This is a genomic window from Mycobacterium sp. TH-M82, assembly GCF_057473605.1.
Genome location: NZ_JBYCKY010000648.1, coordinates 1 through 2,784, shown reverse-complemented (window position 1 = coordinate 2,784; position 2,784 = coordinate 1). Strand labels below are relative to the sequence as shown.

Annotated in this window: 3 protein-coding genes; all 3 read right to left on the bottom strand. The window is 63.6% G+C overall.

Annotation, left to right across the window (positions count from 1 at the left end):
• Positions 1-770: 770 nt before the first annotated feature.
• Positions 771-1,235: a hypothetical protein gene (locus AC2VON_RS19130; protein ID WP_084027690.1), complete on the bottom strand. Its 465-nt coding sequence runs from the start codon at positions 1,233-1,235 to the stop codon at positions 771-773.
• On the bottom strand, positions 1,232-2,278 hold the full coding sequence (locus AC2VON_RS19125) for a phosphotransferase family protein (RefSeq protein ID WP_084027691.1): 1,047 nt from the start codon (positions 2,276-2,278) through the stop codon (positions 1,232-1,234). The genes AC2VON_RS19130 and AC2VON_RS19125 overlap by 4 nt, the downstream gene beginning before the upstream one ends.
• A gap of 42 nt (positions 2,279-2,320) precedes the next feature.
• On the bottom strand, positions 2,321-2,784 hold a 464-nt coding region (locus AC2VON_RS19120; RefSeq protein WP_486954359.1), incomplete at its 5' end, for an acyl-CoA reductase.

Sequence of the window (2,784 nt, the reverse complement as noted above, 5' to 3'; positions counted from 1 at the left end):
ACTGGACGACCTCACCCCCGAGGCCTTCCGAAAGCACTGGGAAACCACCCACCAACAACTCTCATAGACACTGGCCCGGAAGCTGGGACCCCGTCACTGCTTGTAGCTCATTTCGTCATAGCACCACAGACCGCAAGGCCCGCGCCTTGGTGTCCATGGCAAAGTTACCCCATTCCGCAGGCAATACATACGGGCAATACAGACGGTGGCGCACCGGAATGGGGCGTTAGCACTACTCTTGCAAGTCGCCAGCCGGTCGTAGGCCGTCTCGGTCAGCGGAGTGTTCGCGCGAATGTGATCGACAACGCATTCCGGACCAGACGTTATGTTCAGGTGAGGCGTCGGGTGGATATCGCGGATGCAGGTGAGACCGCCGCGCGTCTCGGGCTGAGGACCACTCGTGTGCGCCGGAAGGAACTACTGCTTGGTCCGACTGACCATGTGGTTTCCGCTCCAATCCCCAGAGAGCGAGTTCGGACATCGGCCTCGACGAGCTCCTCTGGGTTGAGCGGTTGCTGGGAAAGGATGATCCAGTCATAGGCGGTGGTTCCCAACGCCATCGCCATCAACATCCGCAGGGTCAGATCGAGTCCCGCCGCCGAGAACCATTGGCGGCGTCCAAAGCGAGCTGGGCATGGTGGGTGCGCTGACGCCAGTCACTGGCTAGTCGAAGGGCGGACTCGGCTCAGCCGGGATGGTGAGTTTCGGGCCTCATCGAACCGGAACGGTCCGTTACCCCAGAAGTTGCCGGATGGACGGCACTCGTCAGCTCAGGTTCGTCCTGCGAGCGAGAAGTCGCCCCGAACCTCCACCTCGTGCGCGAGCCGGGTCTCAAGTGCGGACAGCACCGTGTCGCGGACAGCACCGCCCGCAGGCAGCGCGACCTCGATACACCGCGACAGCAGTTCCCCGGACTGGTCATAGGTCTGTACGACATCGTCGAGATGGCCACTAGTCGTCGATGCCTCTTGGAACTCGGAGAGTGCGGCGGCGACGGACCCCGACGTGTCGAGACCAGCGTCCAGGACAGCTCGCGCCGCAGCTGTGGTCGCGACGATCTCTTCCTGCATCCAGGCGTGCTCGTGTCCGCATCGGATTGCGAGGCTGGACAGCAATGCGTCAACCATCTCCAGGCTGCCGGCGGCGGTCGGGTCCGATACCGCCGGGCCCACGACCTCGCGCAGCTCACGCCGTATCGCCTCGACTAGCTGAGACGCGGTCGGTCGCGCGATCATACGACGCTTCCCATCGCCGCTTCAATGCCTTTGGTGGCCTGATACCACTGTTCGTGCGCAGTGATCACCGCCAGAGTGGTGTAGGCCGGACGCAAGCTGAGGTTGGTGCCGTCAACCAGGGCGCGCTGCGCTTCGAGAACCGAACGGAACATCCGGATACTCGACATGATCGAGAAGTAGGCTATCGTAAGGGGATTGACGACATCCGACCCCAGACCCGTTCGCTCGCAGTAGAGTTCACAGAACTTGGCTTCATCAACGCCGAGCAGGTCGGGCGGCTGGACCGAACCCACGAATTTGCACCACCCGAAATCCTCCCGCGGGTCACCAACATGTGCCAGTTCCCAGTCGACGGCGACAAGCTCACCCTGCATACCGACCACGATGTTGGACGGCTGCAGCTCACCGTGGACCAGTGTCAACGGGGCCGGCGGTGGACGATGGGTGTCCAACCACGTTGCCAGGTAACGGAAGAACGGGTCTGACTCATTGTGCTCGGCCTCTACGTCGCGCCAGTCGGCGATCAGCGAGTCGATGTAGCTGTCCCAATCGGTCGGCCGAGGCAGCCGCGCAGGCAGCGTATCGAGCGGGACGGCATGCAACCGGGCAGCGAGATCGCAGTAGGCCTCAACGTGATGGCGCTGGGGTCCGCCAGCAGCCTGACGCAGGCCACTCAACAGTGAATCCCCACCGCCGATCAAGTCCATGACGATGGTCTTCGTCCCCAGCTCCGAGCCGTCGGCGTCGAACCCCCAGACCTTGGGCGCCGTGCCCGGGGCATACTCCTCGAGTGCGCCGAGCACCTCATACTCAATCGCGCGATCGGTGTCGATGTACATCCTTTCGGGCGGCGGATCCCCCCGGGCGACGAGAAGGTGCGGCTGGCCGTCGACGGCGGCCTCGAAGCGGGTCATCACGCGGCTATAACCACCCGTCAGCGGCGCGCACGCGGACACTTTCACGTCGGCGGCACCCTGGATACGCTTGCGCAGAAACGCTTCCAGTGCTGTCGGGGTGTGGACGGGCTCGGCGGTTGGTGCCATGTGGTGACCTTATCTCCCTAACGCTGGCATCGGGTGGTAGTTCTAACCTTCATCAGAGACCCAGTTCACGAAGCGATGCAGTGGCAGGAATCCGTCGTGCGGGAGCCCGGAGTAGAGCTCTGCCGCGCCACCGAGCGCGACGACCCGCTGGACTCCGGCGGCGCACAACCGGTCGCGGACCTGTGTTTTACGTTGCGGGGGCCATACCCCAACGGTCTGGGTGGCCGGTGTTGCGAATGCGACGCCGTCGACGATGTTGGTGACGGGGACGACGTTGACGATCTTGCCGATCGGGTGGAACGTGACGGGATCCTCGGAGCGTACGACCGTGCCGCCGCCGTCAGTGTCGCCCCACACCCGGTAGTCCGGTTCGAATTGGCGAAGCACGTCGACTTCCTCGCGCACCTGTTCAGGGGCGGGGGCGCCGCATGCGGAGCCATAAATACGGTCGAGATGTAGCTGCTCGCAGAGTATCTCGCAGTAGCGGTCGACCTGCTCGATGGTTC

Bases quoted from the DNA above. Each gene is read 5' to 3' on its own strand.
- AC2VON_RS19130 (WP_084027690.1), bottom strand. From the start codon at position 1,235: ATGATCGCGCGACCGACCGCGTCTCAGCTAGTCGAGGCGATACGGCGT.
- AC2VON_RS19125 (WP_084027691.1), bottom strand. From the start codon at position 2,278: ATGGCACCAACCGCCGAGCCCGTCCACACCCCGACAGCACTGGAAGCG.